This window comes from Psychromonas sp. L1A2, assembly GCF_009828855.1.
Lineage (GTDB): Bacteria > Pseudomonadota > Gammaproteobacteria > Enterobacterales > Psychromonadaceae > Psychromonas.
The window spans coordinates 1097681-1118831 of the sequence record NZ_WUAG01000002.1 but is presented as its reverse complement, the minus strand read 5'-3'; the positions used below and the strand labels follow the sequence as shown (position 1 = coordinate 1118831).

At 34.1% G+C, this 21151-nt stretch carries 20 protein-coding genes; 9 read left to right on the top strand and 11 right to left on the bottom strand.

Annotation, left to right across the window (positions count from 1 at the left end):
* Positions 1–51: 51 nt before the first annotated feature.
* A complete protein-coding gene (locus GQR59_RS15215) occupies positions 52–552 on the top strand; it encodes a DinB family protein (protein ID WP_160064084.1) in 501 nt (166 codons plus the stop codon).
* A 192-nt stretch (positions 553–744) separates the two neighbouring features.
* A complete protein-coding gene (locus GQR59_RS15210; protein ID WP_160064082.1) occupies positions 745–1485 on the top strand; it encodes an NRDE family protein in 741 nt (246 codons plus the stop codon).
* 86 nt (positions 1486–1571) lie between these two features.
* Here GQR59_RS15210 and GQR59_RS15205 read toward each other — a convergent pair whose 3' ends face one another.
* The gene (locus tag GQR59_RS15205; RefSeq protein WP_236546790.1) at positions 1572–1796 is read right to left on the bottom strand and encodes a SlyX family protein; all 225 of its coding nucleotides are present in this window, start codon (positions 1794–1796) and stop codon (positions 1572–1574) included.
* A gap of 8 nt (positions 1797–1804) precedes the next feature.
* The gene (locus tag GQR59_RS15200; protein ID WP_160064080.1) at positions 1805–2791 is read right to left on the bottom strand and encodes a WD40 repeat domain-containing protein; all 987 of its coding nucleotides are present in this window, start codon (positions 2789–2791) and stop codon (positions 1805–1807) included.
* Positions 2792–2917: 126 nt separating this feature from the next.
* Between GQR59_RS15200 and fkpA the strand changes: the two genes are divergently transcribed.
* On the top strand, positions 2918–3697 hold the full coding sequence (gene fkpA / locus GQR59_RS15195) for an FKBP-type peptidyl-prolyl cis-trans isomerase (RefSeq protein WP_160064078.1): 780 nt from the start codon (positions 2918–2920) through the stop codon (positions 3695–3697).
* Between the two features lie 137 nt (positions 3698–3834).
* On the opposite strand, the gene GQR59_RS15190 is transcribed toward fkpA, so the two are convergent.
* Entirely contained in the window at positions 3835–4437 is a 603-nt protein-coding gene (locus GQR59_RS15190; protein ID WP_025563285.1) for a histidine phosphatase family protein, read from the bottom strand.
* Between the two features lie 100 nt (positions 4438–4537).
* On the opposite strand from GQR59_RS15190, the gene GQR59_RS15185 reads away from it, so the two are divergent.
* Complete coding sequence (locus GQR59_RS15185; protein WP_442966196.1) at positions 4538–5758, top strand: NAD(P)/FAD-dependent oxidoreductase; 1221 nt, start codon at positions 4538–4540, stop codon at positions 5756–5758.
* A gap of 489 nt (positions 5759–6247) precedes the next feature.
* Here the strand turns inward: GQR59_RS15185 and GQR59_RS15180 are convergent, their stop codons facing one another.
* Positions 6248–8950 (bottom strand): ankyrin repeat domain-containing protein, encoded by a 2703-nt coding sequence (locus GQR59_RS15180; RefSeq protein ID WP_025563287.1) that lies wholly within the window; start codon positions 8948–8950, stop codon positions 6248–6250.
* Positions 8951–9067: 117 nt separating this feature from the next.
* On the opposite strand from GQR59_RS15180, the gene GQR59_RS15175 reads away from it, so the two are divergent.
* The 3 genes from GQR59_RS15175 to GQR59_RS15165 all read left to right on the top strand — a co-directional run bounded on the left by GQR59_RS15175 (position 9068) and on the right by GQR59_RS15165 (position 11332).
* The gene (locus tag GQR59_RS15175) at positions 9068–9988 is read left to right on the top strand and encodes a viperin family antiviral radical SAM protein (RefSeq protein WP_025563288.1); all 921 of its coding nucleotides are present in this window, start codon (positions 9068–9070) and stop codon (positions 9986–9988) included.
* 10 nt (positions 9989–9998) lie between these two features.
* The gene (locus GQR59_RS15170; protein WP_025563289.1) at positions 9999–10349 is read left to right on the top strand and encodes a hypothetical protein; all 351 of its coding nucleotides are present in this window, start codon (positions 9999–10001) and stop codon (positions 10347–10349) included.
* Between the two features lie 68 nt (positions 10350–10417).
* A complete protein-coding gene (locus GQR59_RS15165) occupies positions 10418–11332 on the top strand; it encodes an NYN domain-containing protein (RefSeq protein WP_236546789.1) in 915 nt (304 codons plus the stop codon).
* A 393-nt stretch (positions 11333–11725) separates the two neighbouring features.
* On the opposite strand, the gene GQR59_RS15160 is transcribed toward GQR59_RS15165, so the two are convergent.
* From GQR59_RS15160 to GQR59_RS15130, 7 genes are all read right to left on the bottom strand, one after another.
* Positions 11726–14062, bottom strand: coding sequence for an AAA family ATPase (locus tag GQR59_RS15160; RefSeq protein WP_160064076.1), 2337 nt, complete (start codon positions 14060–14062; stop codon positions 11726–11728).
* 122 nt (positions 14063–14184) lie between these two features.
* Entirely contained in the window at positions 14185–14364 is a 180-nt protein-coding gene (locus GQR59_RS18740; RefSeq protein WP_236546788.1) for an HNH endonuclease signature motif containing protein, read from the bottom strand.
* 469 nt (positions 14365–14833) lie between these two features.
* The gene (gene hpf / locus GQR59_RS15150) at positions 14834–15184 is read right to left on the bottom strand and encodes a ribosome hibernation-promoting factor, HPF/YfiA family (RefSeq protein ID WP_037048215.1); all 351 of its coding nucleotides are present in this window, start codon (positions 15182–15184) and stop codon (positions 14834–14836) included.
* A 909-nt stretch (positions 15185–16093) separates the two neighbouring features.
* A complete protein-coding gene (locus GQR59_RS15145; RefSeq protein WP_160064074.1) occupies positions 16094–16378 on the bottom strand; it encodes an anti-sigma factor family protein in 285 nt (94 codons plus the stop codon).
* Positions 16379–16384: 6 nt separating this feature from the next.
* Positions 16385–16981 carry an RNA polymerase sigma factor gene (locus GQR59_RS15140; protein WP_236546787.1) on the bottom strand — a complete coding sequence of 199 codons (597 nt, stop codon included), beginning with the start codon at positions 16979–16981 and terminating at the stop codon, positions 16385–16387.
* A 375-nt stretch (positions 16982–17356) separates the two neighbouring features.
* On the bottom strand, positions 17357–17758 hold the full coding sequence (locus GQR59_RS15135) for a DM13 domain-containing protein (protein ID WP_160064070.1): 402 nt from the start codon (positions 17756–17758) through the stop codon (positions 17357–17359).
* A gap of 975 nt (positions 17759–18733) precedes the next feature.
* Positions 18734–18928, bottom strand: coding sequence for a hypothetical protein (locus tag GQR59_RS15130; RefSeq protein ID WP_160064068.1), 195 nt, complete (start codon positions 18926–18928; stop codon positions 18734–18736).
* A gap of 747 nt (positions 18929–19675) precedes the next feature.
* Between GQR59_RS15130 and GQR59_RS15125 the strand changes: the two genes are divergently transcribed.
* Together GQR59_RS15125 and GQR59_RS15120 are read left to right on the top strand one after the other, a co-directional pair.
* On the top strand, positions 19676–20440 hold the full coding sequence (locus tag GQR59_RS15125; protein WP_160064066.1) for an ETEC_3214 domain-containing protein: 765 nt from the start codon (positions 19676–19678) through the stop codon (positions 20438–20440).
* A gap of 105 nt (positions 20441–20545) precedes the next feature.
* Positions 20546–21145: an LPP20 family lipoprotein gene (locus tag GQR59_RS15120; protein WP_160064064.1), complete on the top strand. Its 600-nt coding sequence runs from the start codon at positions 20546–20548 to the stop codon at positions 21143–21145.
* Positions 21146–21151 lie beyond the last annotated feature (6 nt).

Genomic DNA, 21151 nt, shown 5'->3' with positions numbered 1-21151 from the left:
AGAATAATAATGCCCATAATTTACATATCTTATTTAAGGAATGTTTGGCCAATGATTGAAAGCCAACTGATTATATTACAGCAAGCTAAGACTTACTTAACCTCTGTCTCAGAGTCGCAATATACACAAGTTATTACGCCAACTTTTATGAGTTCTGCTGGTGCGCATATGCGTCATATTTTAGACCATTATTATTCGGTGATAAATGGTTTTCCAGAAGGCTTAATTGACTACGACAAACGTAGTCGTGGTGGGGTCGTTGAAAGCTGTCCGAAAGCGGCACAAAAGGCAATTGAAGAAATATCTACTTTTCTAAAGTCATTAACGACAGAGCAACTTCAAAAGACGGTTAAATTATCAACCGAAATATCAGTGGTAGATAAGCAAGTAGCGATTGTAGATACAACACTTGGACGAGAAGTCATTTTTGTTGGAAGCCATGCCGTTCACCATTTAGCTACGATTAAGCATATTGCCCAAGCGCAAGAAGTGAAAGTAGAAGGCGATTTAGGTATTGCACCTGCAACAGCGACTTTTTTACGTACAGGTTAAATAACCTCAGTTCTGGATAAGCAAAACGATATAACACCGCATTTTCGCGGATTTCTGCGTTAAATTATCTCGTAATAACTCGCCTTGAACTACGTAAAATTAACGGAATTATATTTAAAATAATAAAAAATAGTATCTTATGATTTTAAATATAATTCTGCTTTCGTTAACCAGAATTGAGGTTAAAGCACTATGTGTACATTAACTTATCGTTTAACCGAACAGGGTTACCAACTCTTTTTTAATCGAGATGAACAACGTACTCGCCCACAAGCTATCCAGCCTACCAAAAATACATTGTTGAAATCTGTTTATCCTATTGATCCTACTGGTGGTGGAACATGGATTGCGGTTCATGAAAATGGTGTAAGTTTAGCATTATTAAATTATTACCAAGCTCAAATTGATCCATCCTTCAAAAATTTTGTTAGCCGTGGCGTTATCATTCCTCATTTGTTATCTCATATTGATGATATTCATCAGCAATTATTAACTATGGATTTAAGTGTATACCAAGCGTTTCAATTATGTGTTTTCAATAGTGATTTATCTATTCAAGATAATAAAAGAGAAAAAGCTTATCAATATATTTGGGATGGGCAACAACTTACTTTCGCAGCATTATCCGCTGAAACGTCATTACCGATCACTTCATCAGGAGTGGATTTTGAAACAGTTTCAGTTTATCGACAACAACAATTCAATCATTTAATTAGTACAAAACAAGCAACAGCTGCTGACTATATCAATTACCATCAGCATCAAGGTGAATCAGGGAAGTGTTCAGTTAAAATGTATCGAGAAGATGCAAAAACAGTGAGTTTTACACAGATAGAAGTAAACCAAGAAAAAAGTTTAGGTAATAAAATAAATGTTGAATACGTCGATTATCTAATGCCGCTTTCTGATAACGTATTATCACTTACTCTCTAAATATGGTTAACAAAGAGAGCAAGTTATTAGGGAAGCATAGAGCCAGTTGAAATGAACGGTTAACGGTTCATTTTTAGCCATTAGATTTAATAATGAGGTGGGCGCATCTCTTCTTTTTCAGAGGCTAGTTGGTTCGGTTCACTCTCTTTTAATTTAACAGCCAATAAAGCAACTTGTTCAATAAGTTGTTGTGTACGTCGTTGTTGTTCAAAGATTTCTTTATTTAATGTATCGATATTATCTTCTTGAAAAGCCACTTTCATTTCCAATTGTTCGATACGATCTTCTAATTCTATTTGTGTGCTATTCATGGTCTCTCTTATAAAGGCGCTAGTGGCCAAATTTCTAATAATCCTGCAGAACTCTCAGTTACAATAGCTGAATCGCTCCATAATGTTGCAGAGTATACTACAGCTGTTTTAGGGCGTGTTTCTTTTCTTGGGGTCACAGTCCAGTCTTGTACTTTTAAACCTGTATTGGTATCCCATAGCACAACAGACTTAGTCGCATTTCCTGTTAATAAATATTGCCCGTCTTTGACAAAACGTACCGATGAAAATATTGACTGGCGTGCATGATAAATAAGTGTGCTTTTTAGCTTACCCGTTTTTAAATCCCATATTTGCGATGCTTTTTGCGTGTCAGCGATAAAAGCAAAGCGTCCATTTTTTTCTAATCTCACCCTACTAATACGTTGGTCAAATTGAAATTGTTGTATTACCTGTGCTGTTTCTGTATCCCATAAAAACGCTTGATGATCATTACCGCCAGATAAGACATAACGACCATTGCTCGACATATCAATACTATTTATTTTTTCTCGATGTAAAGGTACTTCTAAACGTCGCCCGTTACGTAGGTTTATATGAACTAACTTACCGTTAACCTGTCCATATACTACATATTGGCCGTTCTCAGATAATTGGATATCTCGGATTGGTGAGTCTGAGACTTTATAAAAACCCAACGATTTCCCTGTTTTGGTATCCCAAAGGGCAAATTCATTGCGGCTTGCAGACAAGGCAACGCTATTATTTGAAGATAAACGTACAATAAAAACATCATTATTTTGATTGTTATGGTGATACCAATTAAATAGTAGTTTATTGTTACGGTTATCCCACAGACTGATACCGTGGTGAATGGAAGAAATAAGCGAATAATCTCCATTTTGAGAGATATCCGTACTAAACGCGCCCTGTACAGCATGTTCAAATTGCTGTGAGGGTTGTGAGTATTGCTCACAAGCAGATAATAATAGGGTGCTTAAGAGTAAAAGGGATTTAAAAGTATTAGCTATTTGCATGATTAAATTGTCTTTGTTGATAAACAGCTTTAAGGTTAGTATAAGTTAACTGTTTTAGATACTTGCTTTACAATTTTTTGAAGTGAAATCAAAGCTATTTGTTTTAATTTAATATTTGGAGTAACAATGAAAAACATTTTTAAAGTTTCTTTATTAGCAGCAGCTGTTGCATTAACCGTTGGTTGTAATGAAAAAGAAGAGCAAGCGGCACCGACTCAAGAAGCTGCTGCTGCAACATTTAAAGATGCTAACGAAAAAGCAGCCTATGCAATTGGTGCTTCATTTTCTCGTTACGTTTCGACTACATTAGAGAAACAAGCTGAATTCGGTATGGCATTAGATAAAGAAATTATCCTACAAGGTATTACAGATACTTTACGTGATAACTCTAAATTAACTGATGAAGAGATGATCGAAACATTAAAAGCTTACGATACAGAAGTAAAAGCAGCTGCTGCAAAGCAACAGCTTGAATTAACTGAAAAATCAGCTGCAGAAGCAAAAGCATTTTTAGAAGAAAATGCGAAAGCAGAAGGCGTAACAGTCACTGATTCTGGTTTACAGTACTCAGTGATCACTAAAGCTGAAGGTCAAAAACCTGCTGCAGAAGATACTGTCACTGTACATTACGTAGGTACACTACTTGATGGTACTGAGTTTGATAGTTCAGTTGCACGTGGTGAACCAGCTAAATTTCCACTTAACCGCGTCATTCCTGGTTGGACTGAAGGTGTTCAATTAATGAGTGTTGGTGAGAAGTATAAATTTGTTATTCCTGCTGACTTAGCATACGGAGAGCAAGGTGCTGGTTCAATTCCACCAGATGCTACACTTATTTTTGAAGTTGAATTACTAGGTATCGAGCCAAAAGCCGATGCTGACACTAAAGAAGAAGCTGCTAAATAATTAATAGCTAAATGAATCTTCTATTATCAAGGCCACTTTTGTGGCCTTTTTTATATCTCATTTATGTTTAACATTAAATGGATAAGAATAATTTTTTTGAAAAGCTAAATAAATCTATCTGTATTAACCTATTACTATTAAGAAAGATCATTACGTTCGATACTTTGTAATACCCACTTTCCAGATTTAAATGATAAATGACAGACACTGGCATTATGAATATTAAATTGACGAGGAGCATCTACCGGAATATGTAGGATCTTTTTAATTAACATCACAATTGATAAGCCATGTGTTATCACCGCAATAGATTGACCTGAATGTGCCGCTTCAATTTCATTGATCTTCTTAAATAAACGCATTTGCACTTCTGCTAATGTTTCGCCTTTACCAATCCGATAATTTAATTCAGCTGAAAATAAACGTGTTAACTTATGTTTATCTTCTTCTGTTAATTGTCGTTTAGCTTGACCATCTAAATAGTCATAACTAATTTCTCGTAATCTAGGGCAAGTTTGTAGTGGTAGTTTTTTTGCATCTGAAAGCGGTGTTGCAGAGATTATTGCTCTACCTAAGTCACTACAATAAAGTTGCTGCAATGGTATCGCCTTAAAGTAACTCACTAGACTTAAAGCTTGTTGCTGCCCAACCTCTGTTAATGGACTATCTGAATGACCTTGAAAGCAACCAAGTTGATTAAATAAGGTTTCACCGTGGCGAATTAAATATAAATCAGTCATCACTTTCCTTAACATAAATGAGCGCTAATATTAGCACCTAAAAAAAGCAAATAGTGTATCCTATGCGATAATTTTTAGTGCTACGTTTACAAGGTTTTAGGTGGATAATGTGATTGGTTTTGATGTGATTATTATTGGCGCAGGCGCGTCTGGTTTGATGTGTGCAGTTGAAGCGGGTAAACGCGGACGTAAGGTCTTGTTAATTGAGCATGCAAAACGTATTGGCCAAAAAATAATAATGAGTGGAGGAGGGCGTTGTAACTTCACCAACTTATACGTTGAGCCAAGTAACTTCCTATGTAGTAACCCACATTTTGTAAAATCAGCACTAAGCCGTTATACACAATGGGACTTTATTGCGCTGGTGGACAAACATAATATCGCTTGGCATGAGCGAGACCACGGACAATTATTTTGTGATGATAGCGCAAAGCAAATTGTAGGCATGTTATTAGATGAAGCTAAAGCCGCTAACGTCACCATCAAAACACAATGCGAAGTAACGGAACATCAGCAAGTAGCTGATAATCATTTTACCGTGAACACCACGCACGGTGAGTTTGAGTGCCAATCGTTAGTCGTAGCAACCGGTGGGCTTTCTTTACCTAAACTAGGCGCAACGCCTTTTGCTTATCAATTAGCTGAAAAATACAATCTACCCGTTAAACCAACTCGTGCAGGGCTGGTTCCTTTTACATTACAACCTGTACTCAAAGACAAACTCACTGAGCTATCTGGTATAAGCCTTCCTGCAACCGCGACAGCCATCAAGAAGAATGCAACAAAGAAAGACCATCCAATGAGTTTTAGTGAAGCACTTTTATTTACACATCGTGGTTTAAGTGGCCCAGTTATTTTACAAATATCTAACTATTGGCAAGCGGGTGATACGATCTCAATTGACCTTTTACCAGGTGAAGATCTAAACCAGCTACTTAATCAAACACAACAAGATCGTCCTGAAATAGCATTAAAAACCGTCTTGTCACACCATTTACCGAAACGTGTCGTGGAATGTTTACTAGGCTTCGCTGAAATCGAAAGCCGCCCATTAAAACAGTTTAATGAAAAAGAACTCTTACAAGTCGTTGAACTCTTCCACCAATGGCAACCACTGATCAACGGCACCGAAGGCTACAGAACAGCCGAAGTGACATTAGGCGGTATCGATACTGATGTTATCTCTTCTAAAACCATGGAATGTAAATCAGTTAAAGGATTATATTTTGTAGGTGAAGCAATGGATGTAACCGGTTGGCTCGGAGGCTTTAACTTCGCATGGTGTTGGAGCTGCGGCTGGGCGGCTGGGCAAGAGGTTTAGTGTATTCGTGGAATTAAAACGAAGGCACTTGGAATAAAACGAAGACAATCTTTTAGTTAGTAAAATAGCTAAACCATTTTATTTAATAAAAAGGTTTACTTCGTTAATATGGAAAAGAAAATAATGTAAATGAATTAGAATGATAAGCTAACTACTAGAGCTTTGTAGCCTCTATGAAATATTGATCTACTTTATCTAACGAATCTATCGACCTATAATTAAGCTTAATTGCTTTACTGACATCATCCATTGAAATCTCATTTACATCCTTCAAATAAATATTTATTTTTCAATCGTTTGATGCGGAACAGGCATTTCGTGCAATGCTGCATAACCCGTTGTAAGCTTTTGAAACTCTAGAACATTGGTTAACGAAGTGTAATGGTAATCATCTCGATAATTTTATAGGTGACTAAAGTGAGCTGTAATACTTTACACCTAACCACAGTTTCAAAAGGTAACTAACTACTCTTTTTTTGGTTGACGTGATTAAAACAATTGAAGTAAATCTTTATAAGTTTCATGGGTTACAATTGTTCTATTTTCTAACTTTAGATGATGCTGAAGGTAATGATAAATAGAGATATCATTAGCGATTTTGTGAGCTAATTGCAGTGGTGTTTTACCATCAAAATCCTCAATGAAGGCCAACTCTGGAAAGTGTTTTAATAATATCCTTGTAATATTAACTTCACCGAGTCGAACAGATGTATGTAGTGCAGTTGATCCTTCAAAATTAGCTATAGCTCCATCAATACCATTTTCAATCAGAAGGTTCGCTGATTTTGAACATCGACTTGCACAAGCTGCGTGCAGAGCCGTTCTTCCCGTTATGTCTTTTAAATTAGGGTTGGCTTTTGCATTTAATAATACTTCAACTGTTTTGTAATCTTTGTAATTTGCAGCAAGCATAAGAGGTGTTTGCTGCTTGAAATCAGAAAGATCCACAATTTCTGGCCATTCTTGAATTACAGCTCTAATTACGTGGATACTTTTCTTAAAGATTGATTTAGCTTCTAACATGATTTCTTGTTGAATGTTAATTCTAGTTTCGTGCTCCTTAAATTTAGCGAACATATCATAGCTGACTTTCATTAATAAAAAGATAATACTGTCGGATTGAGGGTGTTTAAGTTGTTTGTTTTTTAAATGTTTATGTTTCTTTAATACTTTATCGATAGCCGTGCCAGCCTTGATATGAGGTGCAATATCATTTAAAAACAGTTTAAAGTCATTCTGTGAGTTAGAAAATAATGGAGTGTAATTTGGATAACACTTATATAAGTTATTCCAAAAGTATTCATGAAGTTCGCGTGAAACATCAAAAATTGAAGGAAGACTTGCATTACTTGATTTTGGAGCCTCTAAACCACCCCAAAAAATTATATCTCTGAAATATTTTTCATGGTTATTCGGAATAAGCTTTTGGTTCGATATTGCAATAGCAAAAGCATCTCGTGCCAACTCACCACGGAGGGGGCCAAAGTTAAAGTTTTTACACTCATCCATCGCTTGATTGAAAAGTCTTTCAGCCTCTTTGAAATTGTTTTTCCCAATATGATGGTATGCATTAAATCTCAGTAAGGTGGGGCTCCAAAAATCATACTCTGTATTCGTACTGGCTTGCTCTAGAAGAATTTTCACAGAATTTTCGGTACTGTTATTGAATTTTTTTATTGTAAATATTTCGTTTAATTCAAGAATTATTTTTTTTATTTTATGGGTTTCTGTTAGTGCTAGTTCTGACAATCGTTTTAAAATTAATGGTTTAATGTTTGGGTTGGAATAACTTGCATTAAATGTTTCATAGACTAAATCAAAATCATTTATATTTTTGAGTGTTTTGAATGGTGCTTTATTCTGTTGTAATATATCTGTTAATTCATTGCATTTTTTTTCAAAAAGCACGTCTTGTTTTAAATTTTTTCTGTATGTTTTATTGCTGAGTTCAATGCCTTCTTTAGAAGTAGGAAATATGTCATCAATCCTCTCCTCCTCTCCTTTTTTTGAAAATTTTTTATTTAATAATGGCGCAACTAACGGAATAGTTGGATATTTCTCATAGCTGAAACAAAGTAATAAGTCATATCTTAAAAGTGGAGGCAAATGCTGGGTAAAATATTCATTTTCGGCCTTTTGTCTTAAATGATAATCTTCAATATAAGTTTCAACGTGCGCCTCCATTGTTTTGTTGTAGACCATTTCATATAAATGTATGAGTTGTAAGGTTTTGTTTTTCTCAAAATCTACATTGAATTTATCAATTTTTGGGGTTAAAAATTTTATTAACCGTTGATAACCTTCTTGTACTGCTCTAGCAACTAACAACCTTTGTCGAATCGTTTGTGACGAAGGTTTTTGATATCTTTCCTGTAATTTTAAAGTAAATTCTATTTTATCATGTTCAGAGCATTCTGATTTTAATATTTTTTTTAAATCTTTAAGATTAATGTCTATCTCATGCTGAAGTATTTCTGCGGAAAGGCCTTTATTATTAATAAAATTCAATGCTTGTATAAAATCTGGCTCGGTTCCTTTTAGTATAAAGCTGCCTTTAAATGTTAACTCTACTTCATCTGGAAATGTATTTTTTATTGAAGATATTTCAGGCATGTTTTTAGCTTTTTGCCAATTGTGAAGGTTTCTGAGAACAGTCCCTGAATTACTATATATGCGCAGATCAGATTCAATTTTTTTCGCTACATTTGCTCTTGGTTCTTCAATTAAATCGATTAACCATTCTAATACATGTTGAACAGGCAATTGAATTTTTTTATCGCTATTGATAACAGGTAAGTACCAAAATCGCCCTCCTGGCATACCTGTATCAACCTTTGATTCAATTTGCCAAAAAACAGCATGTCTGGCTATGGTCGGTATGAATATTCTTACAAGGTAGTTCCATAGTATTTTTTGTTTTGAAGCTTTAAAGGTAAAAATCTCGAGTTCAATGATTTTATGAATTTGAAAAGAATGTTCTATATTTACTATTAAATCATCTGCTACTTCTTGATTTAACCCTAAGGCATTTGAAATATCACTTAAAATGCTTTTCCATGTTGAATGCATATTCTCCAGTGACATCTCAGTATTTTTGAATTTTTGTTTCTTCTTGGTCTGTATCCCTTTATTTACCCCTAACGCACTGGCAATTTCAATTAGAACCGATTCGAATGTTGGAAAAGTAGCCATATAATTCCTTGTTTTATAATTTACTTTATCGTTTTAAATAGGGGGGGGACGGCACTTTTCATTTTTTAGTTGGGTCAGGTTATTGATACTTAGGCACCAACTAAAAAGGAGTAAAAAATGACAATTAATAATATTAAAGCAAATAAGATTAAAGAGTTAGTCATAAATTGGCATATAACGGAAGCTTGTAATTATAAATGCAATTATTGTTTTGCTAAGTGGGGAAAACCAAATGAGTTGCATCGTTCGCTTAGTGCTGTTGATAAATTACTCAGTAACTTATCAGAATATTTTATAAGGAGTGATTCTTCTTTAAAGGCAAAGCTAAAATATGATGAAGTGCGAATTAATATTGCTGGAGGAGAACCGATGATGTTAGGTGATACATTTTTAAATATTTTACGATTAGCAAAAAAGAAAGGATTCAAAACATCGGTCATTACTAATGGTCATTATTTGTTAAATAATAAAATTAATCTTCCTGAGAATATATTAGATATGGTCGGAATAAGTTTCGACAGTCAAAACTACGCAACAAGGCAATTGATTGGTAGAGCTGATAGAAAAGGAAATTCATTAGGTGCTGATGATTTAAAAGTTGTTTTAATGGAGCTAACTCGGACACAAAAAGGTATTAAAACTAAAATTAATACAGTGGTAAATATACATAATTGGCAAGAAAATTTTACTGAATTAATTTCTGAAATAAAACCCGATAAGTGGAAAGTGTTACATGTTATGCCCTATGGCTCTGATGAACTTCTTATTTCAGATGAGCAATTTAATTCTTTTATTGAAAAGCATCGTAATGAAAGTTTATCTATTTATGCAGAGTCAAACCTAGCAATGACCGAGTCCTATTTAATGATAGATCCCAAAGGTTGTTTTTATCAAAACGTTTCTAATATTTCTGGTTATAAATACAGTGAAGCTATAAATGATGTAGGGGTTGAAGTTGCTTTAAAACAAGTCAATTTTAATCAAGCCGTTTTTAGTGCTCGTTACTTTCCAATTGAAGCAAGCTTATGCGAAATTTAGGAGAGTATAAATGAAAAGTGATACATGTTTTGGAAAAAAATCTGGGCAACATTTAAATCAATATTATGATGAGTATGAAGCCATTGATGCCGCTAATTATTCAAGGGAGCAATACAATAATTATTTGATTCCTTATCAATGTGCTAAATGTAGTTTTTGGCATTTATCACCTAAAGCAAGAATAACACCCAGTAAAAAGTGCAATAAATGCACTGCTGGAGATGGGACTTTCAAAGATACTTATAGAGTAAAAAAAGAAGCGTATGTTAGGGCTAATATTATTTATAACGAGCATGGAATTGACCTGCAAGTTTATGAATGTAGTTTTGGTAATGGCTGGCATTTAACTAAACGTTTTTAATGCACTTATGTAATTTATTTGGTTATTTAAGACGCATATAGCCAATGATTAAAATGGAATATTATATTATGAATAAATTGAATTTCGCAGTACTTGTCGATGGTGAGAATGCTTCTCATAATGATTATGCTTTAATTTTAGAAGAGGTAGAGAAACATGGATTAGTTGCTATTAAGTGGGTCTATGCTGACTGGACGTCCCCCCAACAAAGTGGTTGGATGAATATCCTTCGTAATACTGCTTCAAGTCCTAAGCAACAGTTTCATTATGGCAAAGATGCAGCTGATCACGCACTCGTTATGGATGCTATAGAATTAATTAATAAAAATTCTAGAATTAATGCTGTTTGTATAGTCTCTAGTGATGGTGGTTTTTATAGTCTAGCGCAGCGAATTCGTGAGCATGGACTTCATGTCATGGCGATAGGACAAGAAAAAACACCTGAACGGTTTCGAAAGGCTTGCCATAATTTTGTGTATACAACAAATCTCTTAGCTCCTGAAGAAGTGCTTGAAAAAGAAGATGATATCGATTCGTTGTTAATTGCTGCATATAAAAAATGTGCACAAGTAAATGAACCGGTGTACTTAGGTGATATGGGAACAATGCTTAAAATACTCGATTCATCATTTGATCCTCGAACTTATCAATGCACTAGTTTAAAAAAATTAATCAAAGATAAGGATGATATTTTTAATATTGTTGATGAACAAATTGACCGATGTTTTATCGAGTTGAAAAAGAAAGATCTAACTTCAGGGTATAAACTGCTACAAGGAAAAGTTCGTAAGTGGGAACGTTTAAAGCAATTTGGCTTTATTGATACTGCAAAAGGAAGTTTCCATTTTAATTCTAATGAACTGCAAATGAATGAAAAGGATATTGCTGTTGGGCTTATTGTTAATTTTAAAGCCGTTGTTGAACAAGGGACTAATAAAAAATCAAATAATAAGTGCCCATCAGCATTTGATATTTCTCTATAAGATGCCAACCCCTCCTGCTTTTATGCATATTTGTTATGGAATCAGTGGGAGCATAACAATGAAGTACGAAATTCTATGCTTATGGTGATTATTTAATTAAATCAGTATTTTGGGATTGTCTTCGTTTTGATTTCATTTATAGGTGTTTTATAACACTATAAGATAAGGGCTTGTGAGGAATCTTTATCTTCGTTTTTATTTAACGAATACAATAATTTGTAAGAAAGTCTTATAAAGCTTTATTCTCAATCAGTATCATGGTTTCAGAAACTGAAAAATAGACGTTGAAACTAACACTCAAAATTTTAAAGAAGAGCTTGAGCATTTAACATCTGGCGTTAGTAATGATGGTGCGCCAGATGATTTAGATTTTTAGCTCAAGCTCCCTTTTGTTTATAGTCGGCTATAGATTAAATCCATCATATTAGTAGCAGTATTGCGAACGTCTTCGATACTCATTTCCATTAATACGTGCATTGGTGGGTTGAAAGTTGTTCTGAATGAGTGTATTTCTTGCGCGACTGCTTCTGAAATTACGTTATTGTCTTTCAGTGTATCAATGCACACAGAAAAGTCCGTTCTCAGAGTTGCTCCATTGGCTCTAAGCTGGTCTTTATATCTATGACGAAGTTCTGTTTCCAAGAATGGTCTTAGCTTGAGAATCTTGTTGTCATTGACTTCATTGTTAACAAACGCTGTAATTTCGTTGTAAGCGTCGTCATGCTCTGTAGCTGTCATCTCTGCTTCTGTGGTGCGCGCAAAGTCCGAACCGTTCGCCACTTTTACTATTTTTAGCGCACTTGTATTTGCGAACTTCTTAATAGCAGTAGCAGCCATTCCACGGTAGTGGGTTGTTATGAAAAGTTGTTTTATTGATGGTGAAATCTCATAAAGTTTATTCAAAATGCTAGAGATTCGTTCATTGTCAAAGCTAGTAACAGGGTCATCCATTACCAGTATAGCTTTGGCTTTGTCTTCATCCGGCAGCTTGTTAATTTTAGCTAGGTAGATGCATAGCGCCAAAGCGCGTCTATCAGACTCACTGAATAAGCAGTTCATTTTGTTTCTTGGAACCGGTGTACCGTTGAAACTGACCTCTAAGTCATAGACAATTTTTCGGCCGTTATTATTTTGCTTTCTGCTAATGTTGAAATTTCTAGAGCCAAGATTTTGGAATAGCAGGTTAATCTCATCAAAGTAGATATCTAGAAATGCTTCTTGAGAATCTTCTAATACTGTCTTGTTGTTATCGTAGGTCTCTTGGTCTTGCTCAACTTGAGTGCTTAGTTGTCGATATGTCGCACATTTTTCTTCTAGGGTATGACGTAGCTTTTTACTATCAAGTGCTTTCTGATTTACGTTCTCTGTTGCTTTGTCAGTAGTTAAAGCATCCGAATCGAGGCCACCTTTAAATTCAGTAAGCTTTTCATTTACCGAGTTGATAACGACCTTATAGGCTTCTTTAGCTTCATTAAACGAGTCAATAGCCAACTGTAGAGGAGAGAAGTCAATTGCTTCAATAGAATTGTATGCTGTTTCGATTTTTACATTTAGAAGCTCTAGAACTTGAGGTTTCAACTCTTCATGCTTTTCGTTCAGTTTTTCAATGGCCGACTTAACCACCTCATGCGTATCATCAATAAGTTGCTTATTATCAGCAGTTTGCTCAACAACAACCTGCTCTAGATATAGCTCAAGCACTCTCTTGTTTTCTTCATGGAGCTGGTTGGTAGCTTGTTCATCAATAGAAATCAATTGCTTCGTAAGCAGTTGTGTAGCACCCGCTTTAGTTTCTTTAATGAAGTTGGCGAAAGCTTCATTGAATGCAACTTTGTAGCTATTAATTAGCTCTAGGGAATCTCCCTCAAACTCTTGACCACAGAATGGACAGTCATCTTCTAAATGAGCTAAGCCGTTAGAGACCCATCCTTTAAAGCCGTTTTGCTCTTTCAGACGTGCCATGTGCTCTTGTACCAGAGCCTGCGCATCGGTGTGAGCTTCTTCCATGCTAGTTTCTAAGCACTCATTAATTTCATTACTTGTATCTGTGATATCAAAAGAAGTAGAAATTTCTTTTAAGTTGCATCGAGCTTTAGATTGAGTGACGTTGCCAATTTGCACGGTTAACGAATCTTGCTCAGCGATAGATTCTGCAATCGCTGTATTCAACTCATCGATAGACTCTGTTGGAAGGTCAGAAACAACATATGTAGCTACGTCGTTAACCCCACTCGCCTCTAGCTCGGTTTTGGCGCTCTTAAGGTTTGCTTTAGTAATAGTTAGAGTTTCTTTTTCAGTTTTAAGGGTCTCAAAAAGCTCAGTGTTGTCTTCGCCTAGAATAAAGTTTGAAATGTTCTCTGAGTTTTCTCGATTGTTGACAGTGCCACTCATTACATTTCGATGAATGAAGTTGTGGTCAAAGATATGTAGCTCACAATCGGCGGGTAATGCAGTCGCCCAAGTTTCGTTTGAAAAAACACAGGTTGGTGCATTAGCGAATTGAAACTCGACTTTCATAGGGTTAGCCGCTGTACCTTGTCTTGGTATCGCCTTGCGGTCTTTGATTAATTCAGGGTTATTAGACGCAAGAGAATAGAAAATGTCACACAGCGTACTTTTACCGTTACGGTTTTCACCATAGATTATATTCACGTCAGAAAATTGCGTGTCACCAGCTCTTGCGCTGTGATAGCTACCGATACCTTCAATTTTTTGTATTCTTCTTAGCATTATGAACCCTATTTAATCGATGATGATTCATGTTACCACAGGCACAGATATGGAATGCGGTGGTTGGTCAATAATAAACGATAAAACAATAACAATCAGTAGGTTGGCTAATTGAAATGAAGCTATAGACAGTTTGGGCATAACGCCACTGTATTTTCAATACAATCAAGTCCACCAGCAGAAAGCATCTTTATATGATGTACTTTAAGGTAAGGGCTGTTGTCTCGCTTACGCGCAAATGGTGCTTTGGCCTTGCAGTTTTCACATACACCTAGTGCTCTGTATAGAGTTTTAGCTACCACGTCGGGATTGCGTCGGTAGAGCTTGGTTCGTGCCTCAATTAAAATAGGTTCTTTAGGTGCAGATTCTAATCTTAATCTTCTGTTTTCTGAACTGTCATTACTTGCAATTTGAACCGTTTTTTCTAAGTCGCTTTGTACCCCCAAGCGCCTTAGTTAATCAATTTCACGCACGTTCAATTCGCGGAGATGTTTAATTGTATTTACTGTTTTTCAATGAGTGATTCTATTCAAGTGTGGTGGGCAACTAATTTTCGCCACTTAGTTAGAGAATAATCACAAACATCATTTTTTAGAAAACAGGCTAATTATGTAAAAAGGTAAAAAGGTAAAAAGGTAAAAAAGGTAAAAAGGTAAAAAGGTAAAATGAAAGGCTCTGTGAAGTTTTTATAATGCCCAAACAAAAAAACGCAGCGTAAGCTGCGTTTTAAGAGGGTTCTTTAATAAAGTAGGTTAATAAAGTAGGTTAATTTTAGTTAATTTCTTCTTCTACTTCATCCGTACTTTCAGGTTCAATCAGTTCAGGCTTTTCATGTAAATCTGCTTTTAATTGACCTTTACGATGTTTTAACACGGTATCTAATTTTTTAGCGGCACTTGTAATAGCAGGGTACATAACTGGGTCATTACCTTTAGCAGCAAGGCTAGTTCCTTCATAATTGGTGCGAATTTCAACATTAAACTCACCATGCTCTTTGGAAATGATAATATCGAGCGAGATAAGTGAGGGAAAGTGAGTAGATACTTTAGCGAATTTTTCTTCTAAGTGCTCTTTAATGCTATCAGTAATATCAACATGGTGACCGGAAGTATTTATTTTCATAGATTGCCCTTAATAGGTTTAACGTACATTACGTTTGTATACTTGCATAAATAAAATCTCTGTACAAATACAAACATATATAATTAGAAATCAAATAAATAGATTGTCTTATCCTACTCTACATCCACGCTATTAACATAGCCCCCATAGCATTAATTAAAAAATAAAAGGGGCAATAGGATCTCAAAATGTCTCAATTGGTAAAAACCAACATGATTTCTTTTCTCAAAAGCAAACCTCACATTGGTAAATTAACTTGGCCACTATATTTATGATTTGTAAGTCGTTACATGCTCGAAATCTACTTAGATTATTTTGAGGCTATAGTTCAATACCAGTTTTATAATGGTTAATTGATTCAGATGGATATCTGGGGTTTCTAAACAGGTGATGGAAGGTCTAGTCTGGTGGAGCTTGTTATCACAGAGAGTAATACCAAAATAATTAATAAGGTGATCATTCTTGCTGGTTAAAATCCCTCCTAACTGCGTTGTGAGTTTTGAAGTGAGAACAACTATCTCCTGCAACTCACGCCTTATTAGTGTTAATTTTTCCTGCACAATCTCTGATCACTTATTTAATTCCATTGGTATAAAAAGGTAGATAGGTTTTAGTGTTCAACAAGTGACATATATGAGTTATCAATCTTTATGGTAGCGGAAAATACACAGAGTTGGTCTTATCCGTTGATGTCATCGATAATTCAAAATAGCTTGCCTAAGCTTAGAAAAGTACCATCGGATTTATGTCAACGTACACTAAATAGGCGAATCTTAGTAAAAATAAAAAGGTAGATTAGCATACGCTTTACACGTAATTATTTACAGGGTCTACCTTAACACCCAACCTATGAAATATGATTAGATAACGACTCGTAATGCATTATTATAATAACGTACCATTAAGCCATTAATCTCTTTGTTTCTTAGCGGCTAAAATAGCCTCTACTAATTGATTTGGAATGTCTGGTTTATCGGTATCATTTGCAAAGATGGATTTACTTAATTGGATACGATATTCATAATTTTTTAAATATACTCTACAAGCAGGGCATTCATTTAAATGCTGTATAAAAATGTGTTTTTGCTCATCTTGTAGGTTACCGTCTATATAATCAACGATAAAGGTCTCGAAGCTTTCGCAACTAATCGAATGATATTTTGATGGATGATTTGATTTATCTTCTATATTCATAATAGCTCAACGTAATTGATGTTCGATCTTTTTCTTTAATAATAATCTCGCACGATGTAAACCCGTTTTAACTGAAGGTAAAGAAATATCCAATAATTCAGCTATTTCTTTTGTGCTATAACCTTCTATGTCCTTTAATAATAAAAGATTTTTCGCCATTTGAGGAAGCTGCGTTATTTGGGTTTTAATATATTCTCGTTGGCTATCGTCAGCCATTAATTCTTCCAGTGATAATGTTATTTCAGTCTCTGTTTCAATTCGTTTACCATTAACATCAAAGAAAGAAGCATTATCATCGATCAACTCAACAAGTTTACGTTTGTTTGAACGTATTTTCATTAAGGAAATATTAATGACAATTCGATGCAACCAACTTTTTAAGCTAGAACGTCCTTCAAAGGTTACAATAGCACTAAACACGTGTAAATAAGTATCTTGTACAGCATCCTGAGCATCTGCTTCACTGGTTAGATATCGTTTTGCAATGATTAATAAATAGCCACCGTATTCTCTTACAATAAATTCAAAGCTGTCAACATTGCCTTTTTTTAGTTGAACTATTAATTCATCTTCACTTAAATACGTATTAATTCTTTTAGACAAATCCATTCGTTTATATAGCCAATTTTAATGATGATAAAAGTTTAAGTTGATTATGGTACACAAAAACTCTAATTATACATTCGATTATTATTGCAAAAATACTCAACTGTCTATTTTTTATAATATTAAGTCACAGAATCAATAATTTTTATCCATTAATCAAACTAACTTTTATGGGAAAACCTAGAAACTAAGGTATACAAGAAAGCGCTGTTGGGAGTGGTGTGACTATATAATCGATGACATTATTAACTTTATGACATTATATTAAGGATAAATATTAAAATTTTAAGTTGTTTTTTAAAGAAACCTAAATTCAAGAAACTAACAAGAGAGGAAGCTAAGCCTTTATTAAAAAGACTTAGCTGAATAACTTTATTTAATTTTAGCTGAACCTAAAGAAACGCTAAATTGGTCACACCAAATAAAAACTTCGTTGAAGTTATTAACATCAACAGATGCAGGAATTAGGTAAGCTGATTGTCCATTGTTAGAAATTAACTTTCCTAATAGTGCTTTTGGATCATATTGACCATTTTTACCTAAACCAACTTTAGGATCTGGAGCACCATCAAGCGAAAAATCAGAACCTAAAACAACCGCATAACCCTCAGGTGTTTGCACAATACTTACTTGGCCAGTGGTAATATGGTCGTTAGCGCCACTAAATTCACCGGTTTTTACAGCAGTTGCTGCATTACCCATTAAAGAAAATGTCATTAAAGATAGTGCAACTAAAAAACCTGCGACTGTTTTAATTTTTAATAAAGATTTCATTGATAACTCCAAAGTAATAAATAATTAATTAGCAACTAAAGTGTTGTTATGTATTAGATGCCGCCCGTTAAAATTTGGTTACAATTAATTAGCATTTATTTTGAAATACTCATCACTTTAATTAATCGATCTATTTTACTGGACAAAATAACTCATTTCTTCGTTGTTGATTTTATAAATATAACAATAGCTTAGCTAGATTTCGATTTGCAATAAGTCATTTTTCCTACGTGAAATTTAGAGCTAATTATTTAATGTAATCGACATAATAATGATTAATAAGCGTAAAAAATGAAAGATTTATTCAATGAAATACTAACGTTGTATTGATTGTCCTAAAGCGAACACGTTTTGTTAATTGGCGTTTTGTTAATTGAGGCATTGTTCGATAGAATCAAATTTTTTAGCATTGATGATGTCTACTGGCTATTATTTAAAAATAATAGCAATCACACTAATTAACCGATCTACTTTATTTGTTAAAATAACTTATTTCTTCGTTATAAGCTTCGTAACAGAAACAACCGTTAAAGAGTGAATATCTTTTAATTAATTCTCGAATAGACGATTAACGAAGTGTAGTGGTCAAGTTAATCTTTGAAAGGCTTCAACTCATACCTAAAACTAAGTCATTTTTCTTGCGCAAAATTTAGATCACTTACTTTAATGTCATCGGTATAAATTGTTATAAACATAAAAAATGAACATCAATTTTAAGCTATGTTATAAAAACACCTTATGACTATCTTCGTTCTAATATCATGATTATATTGGTTATAGGGAGGTATTATAAATTTAGAAAAACGACTCGTTTTTCTAAATTTATGGAAAATCACAGAAGTGATTTTAATCGTTTAATTGGTGTAAACAGGGAAGCATATATGGGAGCTTGTTATCTATGATACTTTGCCTCCCAAAATATTTTATATAATAAAGTTGATGCTTATCCTTCCCCTGTTTATCGTAAGTTAGTTTTTAGATTACTTGCTTACGTTTATCAATAATTTGTTGAGCATGCTCGACTACTCCGTCCATAGAAAGCTCAGTAGCTAGATATCTAATACGGTATAGAGATATTAACGGTAAATCTTCAATAGGCTGATCGAGTAATGCTTTAAGTTGGTTTTTGTCACTGTTCGGGTTACTTTCTTGGTTGTTTAAACCTGACATAATAAATTGCTTCCTTGTAGTATTGAAATCGCTCTCTCAAAAGAGGAGTACAATACGTGGCGTTGAATTACTCTTAGATATTAAGAGGTTAAATTAAATATTAAAGTAGGTATAAGCGTCGTATGTAGGAAGCTTTTTATAACCATTTACTTTATTAACTAATTTTATCTTACGACGACCAATAATTATAGTACATAGTTGTTCTATATTTTGATTCAGGGATAAAATAATAGGGTCTCTTGTTTAGATAATGACTTTTTAGCTCTTTTAGGTTCAAACAAAGCGAGTAAGTTAAGTGAATTTAAAGTTCGGCTTATGGAATTGTTGAATAATGAAATAGGTTATTCATATTCTTAGATAAGTCTTACTTTTAAAATATTATTTTATAGTAATAGTATTTTCTTGTTTACATAATCATCGCATAGCTAGTTGTGAAGTTTTCTTTAAGTTATTGTATTTAATGTGATTTTTTGTTTTTATTTAAATGTATATTATTGAGTTTATTTGTGAAATCACTAAGCTATTTTTTAATAAATTAAAGTCAATAAAATGTCATATCAAATAGTTGTGTTTAAAAAATAGTCTATATAAAAATGAGTTAGACTGGTATACGTATATTAAATATAAATTAAGTTCATTTTTTTCTTCGCTTTTTTTAAAATTACCTTTAGTATCATCAAATAACTACCACTATGGTAGTGCTTTTTTGTGGTGCAAGTTATTTGTAAATGAATCAAAGGTGAATGGATGCAATGCGAAGATATTAATTCAAGTAATAACGTTGGCACAACAAAACTTGTAAAGTTAAAAAATATTGCCTTTACGGTTGTATTAGTGATGTTATCTCTTGGCCAGTGGAATGATACTAAAGTCGCATTAGTTGATGCTTACGAAGAAGTTATTTCTCGCTTTACTAACGAAATCGAATATAAGCGTATTAATAAATTACGCATTGGTCTGACTGCACAATACACCGAAGAAATTCTAGGCTCAGCCCAAGTCATCAAGCCATCGCATATTGTTAATGAGTTAAAATATTATTACTACAATAGCAGTAAATTTATGCTTGTTACTTTTATCCAAGAGCATCGATTGGTTGGTTTCACTGTGATCAGCAAAAAGCCTGACTTTTTTGCACCACTTGTTTATATAAATAAACAGCTTAATAGCGCACCAATTGATAAATACCTACCGACACAAGATACTATCCTCACTAATATTGGCAGCCTCGAGTATTTTTCAGAAAGTTACGAGTTAAGCCGTGACCTGATGTTTTATAACTTATTATTGGGCCATGTGAATTATGGAGGTGGTGAATCTCTGTATAGCCAAACTATTATTGATATTAACCAACAGTTAGATCTTGGCGAAGACTTTGATGTCGCTTCTACTTCATTTCCTCTGCCGTTAATCCCTAATTTTTATTCTATTACTGAATTATCAAATGAAGTGATGCAAGAGTCTTTATTAAGCAACTATGAAATGAATGCGCTATTTGGGATGAAATATTAGAGTTTATTGATTGTTAACTTCGTACCGCGCTGTTAATTAACCTGTGTTGGTAGAGCGAGTAAAAACAAAAAAATCATTTTATTTATCTATTTAAAAGGACAAAAAATGTTTAAGAAAACAGCACTAACATTCTCGTTATTAACCGTTTTAAGTGGTTGTCAAAGTACTTCAAGTGTTAATGATGTGCAGTCTTTGGCTTGTTTTTATCCTGATGCACCAACAGAGCAAGCACCCCAATGGATATGTGGTGTAACTCCTACAGGATTAGAAATCAGTGCGACAGGGTATGCAAAGAAAAATGTAGCAGGGGGAAGTATCATGAACGATATTTCAATTAATGATGCTCGCGTTAACTTAGGACGTCAGTTCGAAGTAAATGTTCAAAGCATTCTAAAAACTGCATCGACTGCTTCTACCAATACAACCGCAGACTCTGTGACTGAAAACGTCAATGAGTACTTTGAGAATGTAACAAAAAGTATTTCAAGCACGACTTTAAATAACTCAAGAATTATTACTAAACGTACTAGCCCTGCGGGTGGTTTGTATACGTTAGTGGGGATGGATAAAGCGACTTTCGATATGAACTTTTCCAAAGTTATTCAAAAAGCTGAAGCAAAAGATGCAGAGTTATGGGCTAAGTTTAGTGATAAAAAAACGGCTGATGAGCTTGCTAGTGTTCTTTCTAAATTAAAAAATAAATAATATAAA

Coding starts and splice junctions, on each gene's coding strand:
- GQR59_RS15215 (WP_160064084.1), top strand. CDS start 52: ATGATTGAAAGCCAACTGATTATATTACAGCAAGCTAAGACTTACTTA.
- GQR59_RS15210 (WP_160064082.1), top strand. CDS start 745: ATGTGTACATTAACTTATCGTTTAACCGAACAGGGTTACCAACTCTTT.
- GQR59_RS15205 (WP_236546790.1), bottom strand. CDS start 1,796: ATGAATAGCACACAAATAGAATTAGAAGATCGTATCGAACAATTGGAA.
- GQR59_RS15200 (WP_160064080.1), bottom strand. CDS start 2,791: ATGCAAATAGCTAATACTTTTAAATCCCTTTTACTCTTAAGCACCCTA.
- fkpA (WP_160064078.1), top strand. CDS start 2,918: ATGAAAAACATTTTTAAAGTTTCTTTATTAGCAGCAGCTGTTGCATTA.
- GQR59_RS15190 (WP_025563285.1), bottom strand. CDS start 4,437: ATGACTGATTTATATTTAATTCGCCACGGTGAAACCTTATTTAATCAA.
- GQR59_RS15180 (WP_025563287.1), bottom strand. CDS start 8,950: ATGGCTACTTTTCCAACATTCGAATCGGTTCTAATTGAAATTGCCAGT.
- GQR59_RS15175 (WP_025563288.1), top strand. CDS start 9,068: ATGACAATTAATAATATTAAAGCAAATAAGATTAAAGAGTTAGTCATA.
- GQR59_RS15170 (WP_025563289.1), top strand. CDS start 9,999: ATGAAAAGTGATACATGTTTTGGAAAAAAATCTGGGCAACATTTAAAT.
- GQR59_RS15165 (WP_236546789.1), top strand. CDS start 10,418: ATGAATAAATTGAATTTCGCAGTACTTGTCGATGGTGAGAATGCTTCT.
- GQR59_RS15160 (WP_160064076.1), bottom strand. CDS start 14,062: ATGCTAAGAAGAATACAAAAAATTGAAGGTATCGGTAGCTATCACAGC.
- hpf (WP_037048215.1), bottom strand. CDS start 15,184: ATGAAAATAAATACTTCCGGTCACCATGTTGATATTACTGATAGCATT.
- GQR59_RS15145 (WP_160064074.1), bottom strand. CDS start 16,378: ATGAATATAGAAGATAAATCAAATCATCCATCAAAATATCATTCGATT.
- GQR59_RS15135 (WP_160064070.1), bottom strand. CDS start 17,758: ATGAAATCTTTATTAAAAATTAAAACAGTCGCAGGTTTTTTAGTTGCA.
- GQR59_RS15130 (WP_160064068.1), bottom strand. CDS start 18,928: ATGTCAGGTTTAAACAACCAAGAAAGTAACCCGAACAGTGACAAAAAC.
- GQR59_RS15125 (WP_160064066.1), top strand. CDS start 19,676: ATGCAATGCGAAGATATTAATTCAAGTAATAACGTTGGCACAACAAAA.
- GQR59_RS15120 (WP_160064064.1), top strand. CDS start 20,546: ATGTTTAAGAAAACAGCACTAACATTCTCGTTATTAACCGTTTTAAGT.